Source organism: Agrobacterium sp. SORGH_AS_0745 (assembly GCF_030818995.1).
GTDB lineage: Bacteria > Pseudomonadota > Alphaproteobacteria > Rhizobiales > Rhizobiaceae > Agrobacterium > Agrobacterium tumefaciens.
Genome location: NZ_JAUTBI010000003.1, coordinates 2,297,099 through 2,312,180, shown reverse-complemented (window position 1 = coordinate 2,312,180; position 15,082 = coordinate 2,297,099). Strand labels below are relative to the sequence as shown.

The 15,082-nt window shown below is 60.2% G+C and carries 16 protein-coding genes; 6 read left to right on the top strand and 10 right to left on the bottom strand.

The genetic code is table 11. The annotated features are described in order from the left end of the window. Positions 1 to 49 precede the first annotated feature (49 nt). The 7 genes from QE432_RS21035 to QE432_RS21005 form a co-directional block, all read right to left on the bottom strand. Positions 50 to 1,267: a molybdopterin molybdotransferase MoeA gene (locus QE432_RS21035; protein ID WP_306625526.1), complete on the bottom strand. Its 1,218-nt coding sequence runs from the start codon at positions 1,265 to 1,267 to the stop codon at positions 50 to 52. Beyond that, complete coding sequence (gene moaC / locus QE432_RS21030; protein WP_003515564.1) at positions 1,268 to 1,759, bottom strand: cyclic pyranopterin monophosphate synthase MoaC; 492 nt, start codon at positions 1,757 to 1,759, stop codon at positions 1,268 to 1,270. Positions 1,760 to 1,766: 7 nt separating this feature from the next. Beyond that, positions 1,767 to 2,582 carry an indole-3-glycerol phosphate synthase TrpC gene (gene trpC / locus QE432_RS21025; protein ID WP_111796362.1) on the bottom strand — a complete coding sequence of 272 codons (816 nt, stop codon included), beginning with the start codon at positions 2,580 to 2,582 and terminating at the stop codon, positions 1,767 to 1,769. Between the two features lie 19 nt (positions 2,583 to 2,601). After that, positions 2,602 to 3,636 (bottom strand): anthranilate phosphoribosyltransferase, encoded by a 1,035-nt coding sequence (gene trpD, locus QE432_RS21020; protein ID WP_013636264.1) that lies wholly within the window; start codon positions 3,634 to 3,636, stop codon positions 2,602 to 2,604. Positions 3,637 to 3,652: 16 nt separating this feature from the next. After that, positions 3,653 to 5,545, bottom strand: coding sequence for a peptidylprolyl isomerase (locus QE432_RS21015; RefSeq protein WP_013636263.1), 1,893 nt, complete (start codon positions 5,543 to 5,545; stop codon positions 3,653 to 3,655). 270 nt (positions 5,546 to 5,815) lie between these two features. Next, positions 5,816 to 5,950: a hypothetical protein gene (locus tag QE432_RS21010; RefSeq protein WP_003515556.1), complete on the bottom strand. Its 135-nt coding sequence runs from the start codon at positions 5,948 to 5,950 to the stop codon at positions 5,816 to 5,818. A 41-nt stretch (positions 5,951 to 5,991) separates the two neighbouring features. Further along, entirely contained in the window at positions 5,992 to 6,171 is a 180-nt protein-coding gene (locus tag QE432_RS21005) for a hypothetical protein (RefSeq protein ID WP_003515553.1), read from the bottom strand. Between the two features lie 418 nt (positions 6,172 to 6,589). Between QE432_RS21005 and coaD the strand changes: the two genes are divergently transcribed. From coaD to QE432_RS20975, 6 genes are all read left to right on the top strand, one after another. Continuing rightward, positions 6,590 to 7,084 (top strand): pantetheine-phosphate adenylyltransferase, encoded by a 495-nt coding sequence (gene coaD / locus QE432_RS21000; protein WP_306625524.1) that lies wholly within the window; start codon positions 6,590 to 6,592, stop codon positions 7,082 to 7,084. 29 nt (positions 7,085 to 7,113) lie between these two features. Next, positions 7,114 to 7,683: a peptidylprolyl isomerase gene (locus tag QE432_RS20995; protein ID WP_065660881.1), complete on the top strand. Its 570-nt coding sequence runs from the start codon at positions 7,114 to 7,116 to the stop codon at positions 7,681 to 7,683. Positions 7,684 to 7,719: 36 nt separating this feature from the next. Then, positions 7,720 to 8,229 (top strand): peptidylprolyl isomerase, encoded by a 510-nt coding sequence (locus QE432_RS20990; RefSeq protein WP_003515547.1) that lies wholly within the window; start codon positions 7,720 to 7,722, stop codon positions 8,227 to 8,229. 194 nt (positions 8,230 to 8,423) lie between these two features. Then, a complete protein-coding gene (queA, locus tag QE432_RS20985; protein ID WP_065660882.1) occupies positions 8,424 to 9,506 on the top strand; it encodes a tRNA preQ1(34) S-adenosylmethionine ribosyltransferase-isomerase QueA in 1,083 nt (360 codons plus the stop codon). Further along, entirely contained in the window at positions 9,506 to 10,636 is a 1,131-nt protein-coding gene (gene tgt / locus QE432_RS20980) for a tRNA guanosine(34) transglycosylase Tgt (RefSeq protein WP_003515541.1), read from the top strand. The genes queA and tgt overlap by 1 nt, the downstream gene beginning before the upstream one ends. Before the next feature lie 36 nt (positions 10,637 to 10,672). After that, positions 10,673 to 11,830, top strand: coding sequence for an aminodeoxychorismate synthase component I (locus QE432_RS20975; protein WP_306625521.1), 1,158 nt, complete (start codon positions 10,673 to 10,675; stop codon positions 11,828 to 11,830). 113 nt (positions 11,831 to 11,943) lie between these two features. On the opposite strand, the gene QE432_RS20970 is transcribed toward QE432_RS20975, so the two are convergent. The 3 genes from QE432_RS20970 to QE432_RS20960 are packed head-to-tail and all read right to left on the bottom strand — an operon-like array spanning position 11,944 to position 14,997. Next, positions 11,944 to 13,221 (bottom strand): type III PLP-dependent enzyme, encoded by a 1,278-nt coding sequence (locus tag QE432_RS20970; protein WP_306625519.1) that lies wholly within the window; start codon positions 13,219 to 13,221, stop codon positions 11,944 to 11,946. Then, complete coding sequence (locus QE432_RS20965; RefSeq protein ID WP_306625518.1) at positions 13,205 to 14,737, bottom strand: AMP-binding protein; 1,533 nt, start codon at positions 14,735 to 14,737, stop codon at positions 13,205 to 13,207. The genes QE432_RS20970 and QE432_RS20965 overlap by 17 nt, the downstream gene beginning before the upstream one ends. Further along, entirely contained in the window at positions 14,734 to 14,997 is a 264-nt protein-coding gene (locus QE432_RS20960) for an acyl carrier protein (protein ID WP_003515534.1), read from the bottom strand. Before QE432_RS20960 ends, QE432_RS20965 begins: the two co-directional genes overlap by 4 nt. Positions 14,998 to 15,082 lie beyond the last annotated feature (85 nt).

Sequence of the window (15,082 nt, the reverse complement as noted above, 5' to 3'; positions counted from 1 at the left end):
AAGATTTTGAAACAATGCGTTGTTTTGTGCGCCGCCGGAATATGTCCCGTCAGGCTCTAAGCCGTATCACCGAGCATTCCGCACCGGCATCAACTGCCGGCGCATTTGGCGGGCGCACGATCAGGCCGTCTGAATGTGCCAGTATGTTCATCATGGATGAATCCTGTTTGGCATAGGCTTGCGCCACCAGAGCGCCGTTGTCATCGGCGCTGAAACGGGCGCGAAGATAATCCTGCCGGTGATCGTTCGCCTTCAGCGGTGTGGCGGTTCGGGCCGTGGTGACGCGTTGCGGCGGAATGCGACGGGCGATTCTGTGGAGCAATGGCTCGAGGAACAGCAGGCCGCAGACGAGGCTCGCGACTGGATTTCCTGGCAGGCCCAAAACCTGCATGGCATCGATGGCACCCACCATCAGCGGTTTTCCAGGACGCATGGCAATGCGCCAGAAATCGAGCTGCATGCCTTCGGCCTTAAGCGCCGCCTGAACGAGATCATGGTCGCCGACAGAGGCGCCGCCGAGCGTCACGAGCACATCGGCCTTTGCCGCGACAGCCTTGCCGATGGCGGCGCGGATCAGCGTGTCGTTGTCGGGTATAATGCCGAGATCGAGAACCTCGGCACCGGCTGCCCGCGCAAGTGCGGCGACACCGAAGGTGTTCGAGGCGATGATCTGGGCGGGAAGGGGCGTGCTTCCGGGCGGTAGCAATTCGTCGCCGGTGGCAAGGATGGCGACCAGTGGCTTGCGATAGACGGCAAGCGTTGCGTGATTCATCGCCGCCGCAACGGTGAGATCGGTGAAGCCGAGTTCGCGCCCGGACTTCAAAACGGTGTCGCCCTCGGCAAAATCCTGTCCGCGCGGGCGAATGTGGCGCCCGGCGGTGATGTCGAAAGCGGTGCGGATTTTGCCCTCGCCGAAAAGCTCGGCATCTTCCTGAATGAGAATGGCATCCGCACCCGCTGGCACCGGTGCGCCGGTAAAGATACGCACGGCCTCGCCTTTACCCACCGTGCCCGCGAAAGCGTGGCCTGCGGCAGCCTGGCCTATGACGGTGAGGACTGACCCGATTTGTGGCGCATCGGCACTGCGCAGCGCATAGCCGTCCATGGCCGAGGCATCGAAAGGCGGCTGGGTCAGACGCGCCGCAAGGTCAGCCGCAAGGACGCGGCCATCGCATTCGGCGAGCGGAAGTGTTTCGCTGTCAACCACAGGAACCGCCGCCTCCAGAAGGCGCGATACGGCCTCATCCACGGGCAGCAGTGGCTTCATTCAGGTCTCCTGTCGCCGGAAATCGCCCGACTTGCCGCCGCTCTTTTCGAGAAGGCGGATATTGACGATCTCCATCGCCTTGTCGGCGGCTTTGGCCATGTCGTAAATGGTCAGGCAGGCGATGGACACGGCGGTCAGCGCCTCCATCTCCACGCCGGTCTTGCCGGAGAGCTTCACCATGGCCTCCACCCGCAGGCCGGGCAGGGCAGCGTCTTCGGTAATGTCCACCGCAACCTTGGTCAGCATCAGCGGGTGGCAGAGCGGAATGAGGTTTGCCGTCTGCTTGGCTGCCATGATGCCCGCGAGCCGGGCTGTGCCGATGACGTCACCCTTCTTGGCATTACCATCGCGGATGAGCGCCAGCGTTTCTGGCTTCATCTTCACGAAGCCTTCGGCAACGGCGACACGGACGGTCTCGGCTTTGTCGCCGACATCGACCATATGGGCCTCGCCGCTCGCATCGATATGGGTGAGCTTTGTCGCCTCGCTCATCGGCGCATCATTCCGCCGCCAGAACGCCGGATTGGCCGGTTAGCAGGGTTTTGGTAGCTGCCGTCACATCGTCCTTGCGCATCAGGCTTTCGCCGACGAGGAAGGTGCTGATGCCGCTCTTTTCGAGGCGCTGGCAATCCTCATAGGTGAAGATGCCGCTTTCGCCGACAAGCAGCTTATCGGCGGGCACGAGGCCAGCCAGTTTCTCGCTGGTTTCGAGGCTGACCTCGAAAGTGCGCAGATTGCGGTTATTGATGCCGAGAAGCGGCGAGGCGAGCTTCAGCGCCCGTTCGGTTTCTTCCGCATCATGCACCTCGACCAGTACGTCCATGCCGAGTGAAAAAGCCTCGTCTTCAAGGCGTTTCGCCTCATCGTCGGAAAGAGACGCCATGATGAGCAGGATGCAGTCCGCGCCCCAGGCGCGGGCCTCATGCACCTGATAGGTATCGAACATGAAATCCTTGCGCAGCGCAGGCAGCGTGCAGGCATTGCGGGCAGCCGTCAGAAATTCCGGCGCACCCTGAAAGCTCGGCGTGTCCGTCAGCACGGAAAGACAGGCGGCGCCACCAGCCTCATAGGCGGCGGCCAGTGCCGGCGGATCGAAATCCGGGCGGATCAGCCCCTTGGAGGGGCTGGCCTTCTTGATTTCGGCAATCAGACCGAATTTGCCCTCAGCCTGCTTTGTCCGCAGCGCTTTGTAAAAACCGCGCGGCGCAGTCTGGCCTGCGGCCATCGCCTTGAGATCGGCAAGTGAAACCCTGGCCTTGGCGGCGGCAATTTCCTCGCGCTTGTAGATCTCGATATTTTTCAGAATGTCGCTCATGGTTTCGCTCTCATTCCTTTTAGTGGTCGGCCTGCCCGGAGACTGTTTCATTGGAGACGGCGACCAGGCGGTCGAGCGCTGCTGCCGCCGCGCCGCTGTCGAGCGCTTGGCTCACGGTCGTCATCGCCTCGCCAAGCGTTTCGGCCTTGCCGGCAATGACGAGGGCTGCCGCGGCGTTGCACAGCGATACGTCGCGATAGGCGTTGCGCTTGCCGGACAGAACCTCGCGAAGTGCCGCTGCATTGGCAATGCCGTCGCCACCCTTGAGGTCTGCCATGGAAGCGGGTTCAACACCGAAATCCTTCGGCGTCAGGTCGAAGGTGCGGATCTTGCCGTTTTCAAGCGCCGCCACATGGGTGACGCCTGTCGTCGTGACTTCATCCATGCCGTCGCCATGTACGACCCAGATGCTTTCCGAGCCGAGATCGCGCAGCACTTCGGCAAGCGGCACCAGCCAGCGCGGCGAAAAGACGCCGAGCAATTGGCGCTTCGCGCCCGCCGGGTTGGAAAGCGGGCCGAGCAGGTTGAAGATGGTGCGCGTGCCAAGTTCGACGCGGCTTGGACCGACATGGCGCATGGCGGAATGGTGCAGCTGCGCGAACATGAAGCCGAGTCCTGCCTCACTGATGCAGCGGGCGATAAGGTCAGGGCCGATATCCAGCTTCACGCCGAGTGCGGACAGCGCATCCGCCGTGCCGGATTTGGAGCTTAGCGCCCGGTTACCGTGCTTGGCAACGGGAAGGCCCGTGCCGGCAACGATGATCGAGGCGAGCGTCGAGATATTGTAGGTGCCGATGCCGTCACCGCCGGTTCCGACGATGTCGATCGCGTTTTCGGGGGCCGAAACCGGCAGCATGCGCGCGCGCATGGAGGAGACGGCGCCGACAATCTCGTCCACCGTCTCGCCGCGCACGCGCAGTGCCATCAGGAAACCGCCGATCTGCGACGGGGTTGCTTCGCCCGACATCAGAATGTCGAAAGCGGCCCGCGATTCCTCACGGTTCAGGCTTTCCCCGTTTGCGACCTTTGCGATCAGCGGTTTCAGTTCGGCCATCGTTTCCGCCCCCCGGTTAGAAGCCGACCATCGCCTGATCGGCGAGGGCCTGATTGATGGTCACACCGTAGTCGTTCTGCAGGCGGTTGACCATCTGGTCGAGCATGTCGTCGCCTGCCGCGCGGGCAATGGCTGCGAACTGCTGATCGTCATTGGCAAGCGCATCGGCAGGCGCGTTTGTGTCGACTGCCGTGACCTTGAAGAGGATGCGGCTGGAACCATCGGCGTCTGCCGCGGTGCCTGTCATGCCTTCAGCGCCGGAGAATACCGCCGTAATCGTCTGGCGACCGAAAATCGCGTCCTCGCTGGTGCGGCGCAGGCCGGATTTCTGCTCGACGGCAAGGCCGAGTTCGCCAGCCACCGCTGCCAGTGTCTCGCCCTTTTCAACGCGTGCCTTCAGCTCGTCAGCCTTGGTGGCAAGCGCCGTGCGCTGCTGCTCTGCCGTCCAGTCGGCCACGACATCGTCGCGCACTTCGGCAAGCGTGCGGTCGCGGGCGGGGATGATCTGATCGACGTCGAACCAGATGTAGCCTTCGCGGCCGAGATTGATCGGCAGGGCTTCGGTGCCGGGTTCGGTCTTGAAGACTTCCTGGGCAAGCTGCGGCGAGGGCAGGTCCTGAATGGCGTCGCCCTTTTCATCAAGACCGGCGGCATCGATGGCGTCGATGGTGACGGGCTTGAGGTTCAGCTGCTTTGCCGCATCGGCAAGCGAGGAGCCGCCGGCACGCAGGTCTTCGTAACGGTCATGCACATTGGTGACTTCTTCGGCTGCAGCAGCGGTGGCGAGGTCCTTGCGGATGTCCTCTTTCGCTTCTTCCAGCGTGCGGGTGGTTTCCGGCTTGATGCCGGTGATGCGCAGGATGACCGGGCCGAAGGACCCTGCCACGACCGGAGACACGCCGCCATCCTTCTGGACGGCGAAAGCAGCATCGGCAATCGACTGGTCGGGGATCGTGTCCTTGGTGAATTCGCCAAGCGTCACGTCGGAGGCGGTCTTGCCCTGATCCTTCACCACTTGATCATAGGTGGTGTTGCCGAGGCGGATCTGCTCCGCGGCGGCTTCTGCCATTTCCTTTTCCGGGAAGGTCAGCTGCTCGACGGTGCGGCGACCGGCGGTGCGGAAGCTGTCCTTGTGGCTGTTGTAATAGTCGGCGATCTGCGCATCCGTCACCGAAGCCTGATCGGCAATGTCCGATGGTTCCAGCTTCACATAGGTGAACTTGCGGAACTCGGGCGCGCGATATTTCGCCTTGTTGGTTTCAAACCAGGGTGCAAGCACGTCGTCGCCCGGCGCCTTGACCGGCGCAATGACGGCGTTGGACAGGATGACGTAATCGACCGAGCGCTGTTCGTTGCGGTATTGCTTGAGTGCGTCCACCAGTACCTGCGGTGCCTTGAAACCATCGGAAACGGCTTCAACGATCTGGCTTCTGACCGCGACCTTGCTGCGTTCCTTGATATAGTCGTCTTCGCGCAGGCCGGAGTTGCGCAGCCGTTCGGTGAAAAGGGTGCGATCGAACTGACCATTAACCGATTTGAAGGCCGGGTCTTCGGCGATGAGATTGGCGAGCCGGTCTTCCGAAAGGCCGAGATTCATCTTCGACGCCAGTTCGTCAAGCGAGGCACCCGCCGCAAGCTGGCTGAACACCTGACGGTCGATGCCGAAGGCCTTGGCCTGTTCGGTCGTCAGTCTCGCGCCGAACTGGCGGCTGAGATCGGAAACCTGACGCTGATAGGCGAGGCGGAATTCCTGCGGGCTGACCGTCTGGTCGCCGACGGTCATGACCGCATGCGAATTGGAGGTGACGAGTGATGCGGAGACGCCCCAGACGCCAAACGAAACAACAAGCAGGAGAAGCAGCAGCTTGGCTGCCATGGTTCGAGAAGCATTTCTCAGGGAATCGAGCATCGTTATGCAAACCTCACAGGAACGTCATTGCGGTCGCCAGCCGTCCGGCCCGCAACGTATCGGCGTTCCTTAAATCAATCCAATGGGAAATTGAAGGGAATTTGCCTTGGAAAAACGGGGTTTTGAAAACGCTTATGTGATTGGGGCTAGGTTTTTACGCCTTCATCTTCGCCATACTGGCCCTTAAGGCGGCAAAATAAAACCGCCCGGAGCGTCCAGGCGGTTGCGGAGAATCATATTCTGAAAGACGGCTAAGTCTGATGGTTGCGGTCAGAACGCGCGGTTGCGTCTTACCGAGGCCTTGAATTCCTCGTCTTCACGTCGCATCTCGGCGACGGCGGAGATCATTGATGTCACGAACATGATGCTGATCAGGGCAAGAAGCAGAGTCAGGAATGTGAACATGATATCATCTCCGTTGGTAGCGAGGAAATCCTAGTTCCTCATCAGTAATAGGTCATGGACTGGTAGCGGGCGGTCATCTGTGGATAGTCCGGTCCCTGGGCGGCAGGCTTCTGATCATAAAGGCTAAACGTTGTTGCTACCATTGCGATGACCAGTACTGTCCAGGCGGTGCTGATGACGCTGATTTTCGCCGAAGTAGACTGTTTTTCTCTTACAAACATCTGTCTGTTCCTTTGGTTTGATATTAACGCGCCACGTCCAATCATGTTCCGCGTCAACCTTAAAAATCGATTAGCATCGCGCCTGTGAAACTTCCTTGAATGGCTTGTTCATCTGGCGTTCAGGAAACCGGCGCCTGGCCTCATTCGAGGAAAAGATACTCGGCTGCGAATGATGCGATGACCGAAAAGACGATCATAAAGGCCAGCATTTTCATTTCTCCGGGGGCTTAACGAGGTTAGGGGCATTTCGGTTTCCCGATGCCGTGTATTTATATAAATGAGCCCTGAAACCGCACTGAACGGCGCATTCATCCGTTGTTCAGACCGCACCGGGAGGGCGTCCGGGTTGTAAAAGTCTTGCGCCGCGCCCATCTCCATGACAAAAGGCGGCACATAACGCCCACCACTTGAGAGCGATATGACGATTGCCTTTTATCCAGGATCCTTCGATCCGATGACCAACGGACATCTGGATGTGCTTATCCAGGCGCTGAACGTGGCGTCCAAAGTCATCGTCGCCGTCGGCATCCATCCCGGAAAAGCACCGCTGTTCAGCTTCGAGGAGCGGGCGACGCTGATAAGCCGGGCGCTTTCTGAAAACCTGCCTGGTGAGGCGGCGCGCGTTGAGGTCGTTTCCTTCGACAATCTGGTCGTCGATGCAGCCCGTCAACATGGCGCGCGCCTTCTTCTGCGCGGCCTGCGTGACGGCACCGATCTCGATTATGAAATGCAGATGGCCGGCATGAACCGCCAGATGGCACCTGATATACAGACCGTGTTCCTACCGGCGGGTACGTCGTCGCGACCCATTACAGCCACATTGGTCCGGCAGATCGCCGCCATGGGCGGCAATGTGGATGCCTTCGTTCCCAAAGCCGTGCTTGAAGCCCTCAACGCCAAGCTGAAGCGCTGACTTCAGCCTCACATTCCGGAGCCAATCCAATGAAACTCGTTCGATTTGCCTTTGCCGGCGCCCTGTTTGCGGGCGCGCTTGCCGCCAGCACCTTCGCTTCGGCTGCCGAATTCCTGACCGTCCAGCTGAAGGACGGCCCCGTCGTCATCGAACTGATGCCGGAAGTCGCGCCCAAGCACGTGGCGCAGATTGAAGCGCTGGCGAAAAAGGGCGCCTATGACAACGTGGCCTTCCACCGCGTCATTGACGGTTTCATGGCGCAGACCGGCGATGTGCAGTACGGCAACATGGAGAAGGGCTTCAACGCCCAGCGTGCCGGCACCGGCGGCTCTGACCTGACCGACATTCCGGCTGAGTTCTCCAAGACACCATTCACGCGCGGCGTTGTCGGCATGGCCCGTTCCAGCGATCCGAATTCCGCCAATTCGCAGTTCTTCATCATGTTTGCCGACGGTCCGTTCCTGAACGGCCAGTACACCGTGGTCGGCAAGGTCGTGTCCGGCATGGAAGCCGTAGACAAGATCAAGCGCGGCGCCGGCGGCAACGGCGAAGTTTCCAACCCCGACCGGATGATCAAGGTCACCGTCGGCAAGAAGTAAGGTAGGGCAATAGAGCCCGAACAGAGGAGAATAATCATGGCCGAGATCAAGGATCCGGAAAACACCATCATCATGGAAACGACGACCGGCAAGGTCGTGATCCAGCTGCTTCCGGAAGTTGCTCCGGGCCACGTTGCCCGTATCAAGGAACTGGTATCGGAAGGCGCTTACGACGGCGTCGTGTTCCACCGCGTCATCGAAGACTTCATGGCCCAGACGGGCGATGTGAAGTTCGGCAAGAAGGGTTCGGAGAGCTTCAACCCGGCCCGCGCCGGCATGGGCGGCTCCGAGAAGCCTGACCTCAAGGCTGAATTCTCGGCTATTTCCCACGTACGCGGCACCTGCTCGATGGCCCGTTCGCAGAGCCCGAACTCCGCCAACTCGCAGTTCTTCATCTGCTTCACCGATTCGCCTTGGCTGAACAAGCAGTACACCGTATGGGGCCAGGTCATCGAAGGCATGGAAGCCATCGACAAAGTCAAGCGCGGCGAGCCTGTGAAGGACCCCGATTCGATCGTTTCGATGAAGCTTGCTTCGGCGGCCTGATAATAGCGTATAAAGTGTTTACCCGCTCCGCAGGAAACTGCGGGGCGTTTCACATTGATGATGGCGCCAACCTCTCAGACCTCATCCTCGGGACAAGCCGAGGATGAGGTCGAGTGTAGTCGGAAGCCTTGTCGTCACCCACCACCCGCCCCATGCCATGCAGGGCGGGTTTTGATATTTCGAGAGCCCTTGCAATGCGCGTAGACCTGTTCGATTTCGATCTCCCCGAGGAGAATATCGCCCTTCGCCCGGCGAACCCGCGCGATAGTGCGCGTCTTCTCGTGGTCGATCCGAATGCGAACCACATGGAAGACCGCATCGTATCCGACCTGACTTCCTTCCTGAAGCCCGGCGACGCGTTGGTATTCAACGACACCCGCGTCATTCCAGCCCAGCTTGAAGGCGTGCGGCTGCGCGAAGGTGCGCCTGAAACGGCAGTTTCAGCCACGCTGCACATGCGCGCCGACCAGTCGCGCTGGAAGGCTTTCGCGCGGCCGGGCAAGCGCATCAAGCAGGGTGACCGCATCCGTTTCGGTTATGAGCGCGACAATGCCTGCGGCCTTGCCCATCTGGAGGCCACCGTCGAGGAAAAGGGTGAGGAGGGCGAGATCACGCTGCTGTTCGACGTTTCCGGACCTGTTCTGGACGAGGCGATCGCCTCCGTCGGCCATATTCCTTTGCCGCCCTATATTGCCGCGAAGCGCCCGGAAGATGCGCAGGACCAGACCGATTACCAGACAATTTATGCCCGCGAGAAGGGCGCCGTTGCCGCACCCACTGCCGGCCTGCATTTCACGCCCGATCTGTTTGCGGCGCTGGACGAAGCCGGCATCGAGCGACATTTCGTGACACTTCACGTTGGGGCAGGGACCTTCCTTCCAGTTAAGGCCGACGATACCGACGATCACAAGATGCATTTCGAGATCGGCCATGTTTCGCAGGAGACTGCGGCAAAGCTCAATGCCGTCAAGGCGCGCGGCGGGCGGATCGTTTCTGTCGGCACCACTTCGCTGCGGCTTATCGAAAGCGCCACTGATGAGAATGGCGTCATTCAGCCATGGTCGGGCGCGACGGGCATCTTCATCACGCCCGGATACCGTTTCCGCGCGGTCGATATTCTGATGACCAATTTCCACCTGCCGAAATCGACGCTGTTCATGCTCGTTTCGGCTTTTTGCGGTCTCGAGACGATGCGTGCCGCTTATGCGCATGCCATCGAAACCGGATACCGTTTTTATTCCTATGGCGATTCCAGCCTGTTGTTCCGGAAGAACTGATGCACGACAAATTCACCTTTACCCTGAAAGCCACGAGCGGCGGCGCCCGCCTTGGCGAAGTCGCCATGCCGCGCGGCGTCATCCGCACACCTGCCTTCATGCCTGTTGGCACTGTCGGTACTGTAAAGGCCATGTATCTCGACCAGGTGCGCGAGCTCGGGGCCGATATCATTCTCGGCAATACCTATCACCTGATGCTGCGGCCCGGCCCGGAGCGCGTGGCAAGGCTTGGCGGGTTGCATGAGCTTATCCGCTGGCCGCATCCGATCCTCACCGACAGCGGCGGTTTTCAAGTCATGTCGCTTTCCGGCCTGCGCAAGCTGGACGAGAAGGGTGTGACCTTCAAGAGCCATGTGGACGGTTCGCTGCACCATATGTCGCCGGAACGCTCTATCGAAATTCAGGGCATGCTTGATTCGGACATCCAGATGCAGCTCGATGAATGCATCGCGCTGCCGGCCGAGCGCAAGGAAATCGAGCGCGCCATGGAAATGTCGCTGCGCTGGGCGGAGCGTTGCCGCGTCGCCTTCGGTGAACAGCCCGGCAAGGCCATGTTCGGCATTGTGCAGGGCGGCGACCAGCCGGATCTGCGCATTCGCTCCGCCGAAGGGCTGAAGCAGCTTGATCTCAAGGGTTACGCTGTCGGCGGCCTTGCCGTCGGTGAGCCGCAGGATGTGATGTTGGGCATGCTCGACATCACGCTGCCGGTGCTGCCCACCGAAAAGCCGCGTTACCTGATGGGCGTCGGTACGCCTGACGATATTCTGAAATCGGTGGCGCGCGGCATCGACATGTTCGACTGCGTGATGCCGACCCGTTCCGGTCGTCACGGGCTTGCCTTCACCCGTCGCGGCAGGGTCAATATCCGCAATGCCCGCCATGCGGAGGATATGCGGCCGCTCGATGAGCAGTCAAACTGCCCGGCCTCGCGTGATTACTCCCGCGCCTATCTGCATCATCTTACGCGCTCCAACGAGGCGCTGGGCGGTATGCTGCTCTCCTGGCACAATCTTGCCTATTATCAGGAGCTGATGCAGGGTATCCGCAAGTCGATCGAGGAAGGCCGTTTCGCCGATTTTTATGCGGAAACCATAGAGATGTGGGCGCGGGGCGACATAGACCCGATCTGATTTTTCCCGACCCTTTCTCCTGTTCGGACGCTTTCCTTGGCACATGCGCCTTACGTTCTTTTCCGGGATGACACGACCGGCACGGTGACAGCCTTCACCGAGCCGGAGGAGATCATCGTCGCGGATGAGCCAGAGGCGTTTTTCGCGGCGCTGAAACGCATGGAGCAGCTGCGCCGCGCCGGGAAATACCTTGCCGGCTATATGTCCTACGAGGCGGGTTTCCTGTTCGAGCCGAAACTTGCGGACTTTGCTGCCGAGCCTCGCAACGTGCCGTTCCTTCGCTTCGGCGTCTTTTCCGGCCCACAACCGGATGAGGGGCGATTTGCGCGGCCCGAAAGTCTGCCGGATGCCGATGCGTTCCTGGCCGATCCCGCGCCCGCATGGAGCCTTGAAGACTATTGCCAGCGCTTCGAGCGGCTGCACGGGCATCTGCGTCGCGGCGACTGTTATCAGGGTAATCTGACGATGCCCGTTCATGCTCGCTGGAGCGGCGATCCGCTCACGGCTTTCTGGTCATTGGTTGAGCGCCAGCCGGTTAAATATGGCGCGCTGGTCGATCTCGGTGGACCGGTGATCCTGTCGCGCTCACCGGAACTGTTTTTCTCAGTTGACGGGGAAGGTTTCATCGAAACCCATCCGATGAAGGGAACGACGCCGCGCGGTGCGAATGCGCAAGAGGACCGGGCGATCATCGCGGCGATGCTTGAGGATGAAAAGACGCTTGCCGAAAACCGCATGATCGTCGATCTCCTGCGCAACGATATTTCCCGCATCACCGAAGTCGGCAGCCTCCATGTGCCGCGACTGTTCGATATCGAGACCTATCCCACCGTGCACCAGATGGTCAGCCATGTGCGCGCGAAGCTTTTGCCTGATGTGACGGTGGAGGATATTTTCGCGGCGCTTTTTCCCTGCGGTTCGGTGACCGGCGCGCCGAAAATGTGGGCGATGAAGATCCTGCGCGAACTGGAACAGACGCCGCGCGACGCCTATTGCGGCGCGATCGGCTTCATGTCTCCAGCTGGTGAAATGCGCTTTTCGGTGGCGATCCGCACGCTGACCCTGTTCGATGGCGGCCGCACGATCTTCAATGTCGGCGGCGGCATCGTTTTCGATTCGGATGCCGAGGCGGAATATGATGAGTGTCTGCTGAAATCCAAGTTTGCGGTTGGGGACAGGCTGTTACGGGGGTGATCTCCTTTCCTGTGACAAGCACAGGAATGAGGGAGGTTGGAGGAAGCTCCAATGTCAGCAGGCGGATATGCGTCCGTAAGAAAACCGGCTACGGTTTTCGCTGCCAAACGTCCTCAGCGCCCTATCACCTTAAACGCACCATTCTCCACCAGCACTTCCTTCGCCACCGGATGGCTTAGGAAGCCCGAAGGGCTGGCGGTGACGCCATAGGCGCCCGATTGCAGGATTGCCAGGAGATCACCAGCCTTCAGCTTCGGCAGGGCCGCATTGCGGGCCAGCGTGTCGAGTGGTGTGCAGAGCGGGCCGACGATGGTTGCCGTTTCCTCATTGTCTGCCTGCATCATGGCCGGTGCGACGATGGGGTAGTTGCGCTTGACGATCTGGCCGAGATTGCCGGAGGCTGCCAGATGGTGATGCATGCCACCATCCGTTACCACGAAGGTGGTGCCGCGCGAGGTCTTTACCGAATTGACTTCCGCCACATAGATGCCGCCGGGACCGGCGAGGAAGCGGCCGGGTTCGACGATGATGTGAGCATTCGCAATCAGCGGATGCGCATGCATCAAGGCCTTGAGATCGGGAATGGCGGCACTGACCGCTGCAAGATCGAGCGGCGTTTCCCCGGCGAAATAGGGGATGCCGAGGCCGCCGCCGAGATCGATGGTTTCAAGTGGCCTGCCGAGCATTTCGGCCATGCGTGCGGCAAGCAAAATGGAGTGTCTCCATTGGGAGACAAGCATGTCGGCATCGAGGATTTGCGTGCCGCCGTAAATATGGACACCGACGAGATTGATATGCCTGATGTCCCTGAACAGCGGCAGGACGTTTTCGAGTTCTTCCTCGTCGAAACCGAAGGCGGTGGCCTTGCCACCCATGCGCATGGCGCCTGCCTGCGCATCCGGCACCGGATTGATGCGGATCGAAGCCTTGACCGGTTTGCCGATGGCTTCGATACGGGCAATTTCCTCGGCGCTCTCGATATGGATTTCGCCGATACCGCCCTCGATCACCTCAAGCAATTCGGCCTGACGCTTGCCGGGGCCGGCGAAGATGATCTTTTCCGGCGGTATGCCCGCCTTGATGGCGGCGCGATATTCACCGACGGAGGCGATTTCCGCGCCAGTGCCTTCTTCTCGGAAAAGCGAGATGATGGCGGGCACGGGATTGGCTTTCACCGAATAAAAGATATCGGCAAAACCACTGAGCGCGGTTGCGAGATCGCGATAGGCGCGGCGCATGGCGCTCGCGTCATAGAGGAAGCACGGCGTTCCGGTCTCAGCGACGATATCGCGCACGGCACGGCCACCGATGACAAGATCGTTTTCGTCGACTGCGAATTGCGCGGCGGCAAGGGCAGGGCCGTGGCTTTGGGGTTTATCCGTGGGCGCCATTATCCGTCCGTTCGCGCACCAGCGCGCGGTAATCCACCTTGCCATTGGCCGTGACCGGAAGCTGGTCGACCAGTTCGATGGCGCGCGGAATCATGAAGGGGGCAAGCATTTCGGCGGCTTTTTTGAGAGCTGCCGAAACATCGATATTTTCGTTGGCGGCGGTTGCCACGGCATGCACTTTCTCGCCTGCAAAGGGGTCCGGCAGGCCGATGACGGCGACCTGCTGGAAAAGGCCAGTCGACATCAGGCTTTCCTCCACCTCGGTCGGGCTGATGCGATAGCCTGAGGATTTGATCATCGCATCGTTGCGGGCAACGAAACTGAAAAAGCCGTCCTCGTCTTCAACCGCCAGATCGCCGGAATAACACACGGTCTCGCCGCCGCGTGCAGCCGGAATGAAAGGGTGAGGGCGCAGCACCTTGGCGGTATCTTCCGGCCGGTTCCAGTAACCCAGCGACACGGTCGGGCCACGATGGACGAGAATGCCGGGCTCACCCGGTTTTGCCCTCTGTCCCTCGGCGGTGACGATGAAGATTTCACATTCCGGGATTGCCTTGCCGATGGAAGTCGGGCGGCGGTCGATTTCATCAGGCGGCAGGAAGGTGGATCGGAAGGCTTCGGTTAGGCCATACATCAGATAGATTTTGGTGTCCGGCAGCTTTTCGCGCAGCGCCCTCACGGTTTCCTGCGGCACGCGTCCGCCGGAGTTGGTGATGTAACGCAACTGCGGCAACGGCGTTTTCGCCAGCAACGGCGCGGCCCTCGTCAGGATAGCCCAAACGGTTGGTACGCCGGCAAGCCCGGTAATGGCATGGTCGCGCAAGTCCCTGACAATGTCGTCGCCGAGCCTGAAGGTGGAGATAACAGTGGTCGCACCCTGTTCAACCGCCGTCAGCAACTGGTTCAGGCCGTAATCGAAATTGAAGGGCAAAATGGAGAGAAGGCGGTCTTTTCCGGTGATCTCCAGATAGGTGCGCACGATGCGCGCTCCGGCCAGAAGATTACGGTGCGACAGCATCACGCCCTTGGGCGAGCCGGTGGAGCCGGATGTGTAGAGGATTGCTGCAAGGTCCTCGCCAATTGATGGGGAGACTTTGGCAGGCACGGGCGGGCGGCGGTCGATTTGTTCCGCCAGCAGTACAGTGACCTCGGGCAGGTCTTCCACAGCCGCGTTCAGCTCATCCATCATCGTAGCACTGCTGATAACGATTTTTGCGCCGCAATCCGCGACGATATGGCGGATTTGCTGCGCCTTCAAAAGCGCGTTGACCGGCACGAAGACGCAGGAAGCCATGCTCACGCCGAAGATCGACCAGCATTCCTCGATGCCGCGCGGCAGGAAGATGACGACACGGTCGCCGCGCTCCGTTCCGGCCTCCTGCAATGCCGCCGCACAACGTGCGGCCGCTTCGGAAAATTCGCGATAGCTCAGTGATTTTTCTTTGTAGACAAGCGCCTCATCGCCGCTTTCCGCCCGCGCGGTGAGCAGGTGGTGCAGCAGGATGTGGGTTGTCATCTGCGCCGTTCCTGCGTGACGAAGGCAATCAGATCGGCCGGCGTGCTGAGATTTTCCGGGGTGAAATGTTCATCATTGAGAACGATGCCGAAACCTTCGCCGAGAAAGATCATCAGTTCGAGAAAACCGAGCGAATCGATCACGCCGCCTTCGAGCAATTGCGTATCTGCGGAAAACGGGGCATGAGCCGGGAAACGCTGCGAGAGGTAGGAATAGATGGTCTCGGAGACATCGACTTCCCTGGGTTTCGCTGAAAGCATGCTTATTCTCCGCTCGTTCGCGCAGTCGGGACTAGTCTCGGCCGAAGCGCATTTTCTTCTTTTCAGGCAAGGTTTAAGCGCGCGT

What these genes read in the sequence shown, in the direction of transcription:
- QE432_RS21035 (WP_306625526.1), bottom strand. Translation starts at nt 1,267, where the DNA reads ATGAAGCCACTGCTGCCCGTGGATGAGGCCGTATCGCGCCTTCTGGAG.
- moaC (WP_003515564.1), bottom strand. Translation starts at nt 1,759, where the DNA reads ATGAGCGAGGCGACAAAGCTCACCCATATCGATGCGAGCGGCGAGGCC.
- trpC (WP_111796362.1), bottom strand. Translation starts at nt 2,582, where the DNA reads ATGAGCGACATTCTGAAAAATATCGAGATCTACAAGCGCGAGGAAATT.
- trpD (WP_013636264.1), bottom strand. Translation starts at nt 3,636, where the DNA reads ATGGCCGAACTGAAACCGCTGATCGCAAAGGTCGCAAACGGGGAAAGC.
- QE432_RS21015 (WP_013636263.1), bottom strand. Translation starts at nt 5,545, where the DNA reads ATGCTCGATTCCCTGAGAAATGCTTCTCGAACCATGGCAGCCAAGCTG.
- QE432_RS21010 (WP_003515556.1), bottom strand. Translation starts at nt 5,950, where the DNA reads ATGTTCACATTCCTGACTCTGCTTCTTGCCCTGATCAGCATCATGTTC.
- QE432_RS21005 (WP_003515553.1), bottom strand. Translation starts at nt 6,171, where the DNA reads ATGTTTGTAAGAGAAAAACAGTCTACTTCGGCGAAAATCAGCGTCATC.
- coaD (WP_306625524.1), top strand. Translation starts at nt 6,590, where the DNA reads ATGACGATTGCCTTTTATCCAGGATCCTTCGATCCGATGACCAACGGA.
- QE432_RS20995 (WP_065660881.1), top strand. Translation starts at nt 7,114, where the DNA reads ATGAAACTCGTTCGATTTGCCTTTGCCGGCGCCCTGTTTGCGGGCGCG.
- QE432_RS20990 (WP_003515547.1), top strand. Translation starts at nt 7,720, where the DNA reads ATGGCCGAGATCAAGGATCCGGAAAACACCATCATCATGGAAACGACG.
- queA (WP_065660882.1), top strand. Translation starts at nt 8,424, where the DNA reads ATGCGCGTAGACCTGTTCGATTTCGATCTCCCCGAGGAGAATATCGCC.
- tgt (WP_003515541.1), top strand. Translation starts at nt 9,506, where the DNA reads ATGCACGACAAATTCACCTTTACCCTGAAAGCCACGAGCGGCGGCGCC.
- QE432_RS20970 (WP_306625519.1), bottom strand. Translation starts at nt 13,221, where the DNA reads ATGGCGCCCACGGATAAACCCCAAAGCCACGGCCCTGCCCTTGCCGCC.
- QE432_RS20965 (WP_306625518.1), bottom strand. Translation starts at nt 14,737, where the DNA reads ATGACAACCCACATCCTGCTGCACCACCTGCTCACCGCGCGGGCGGAA.
- QE432_RS20960 (WP_003515534.1), bottom strand. Translation starts at nt 14,997, where the DNA reads ATGCTTTCAGCGAAACCCAGGGAAGTCGATGTCTCCGAGACCATCTAT.